Annotated in this window: 1 pseudogene; it reads left to right on the forward strand. The window is 76.9% G+C overall.

What is annotated here, in order from left to right:
* Positions 1–376, forward strand: a pseudogene (locus OQ02_RS45410) (asparaginase); the annotation flags it as partial.

The raw sequence follows: 376 nt of genomic DNA on the forward strand, positions 1-376 counted from the left end.
AGCCGGGGGCGTGGCCGGCGCCGAAGGCGGCGACGACGAGGCCCTGGAAGCGGTCGTCGACGGCGTCGAGGACCGCTTCCAGGGCCTCGTCGTCGCCGCCTTCGGCGCCGGCCACGCCCCCGGCTGGCTCGTCGAGCCGCTCGCCGAGATCGCCCGCCGCATCCCGGTCGTCCTTGCCTCCCGCACCGGCGGCGGAGCGACCCTCACCGACACCTACCGCAGCCCCGGCTCCGAATACGACCTGCTGCACCACGGACTGATCCCCGCCGGCCCCCTCGACCCCGCCAAGGCCCGGATCCTGCTCCACACGCTGCTCTCCAGCGGCGCGGCCGGCCCGGCCGGCTACGACCGCCCCCGGATCACCGCCGCCTTCACC

The organism is Saccharothrix sp. NRRL B-16314 (genome assembly GCF_000716595.1).
Lineage (GTDB): Bacteria > Actinomycetota > Actinomycetes > Mycobacteriales > Pseudonocardiaceae > Actinosynnema.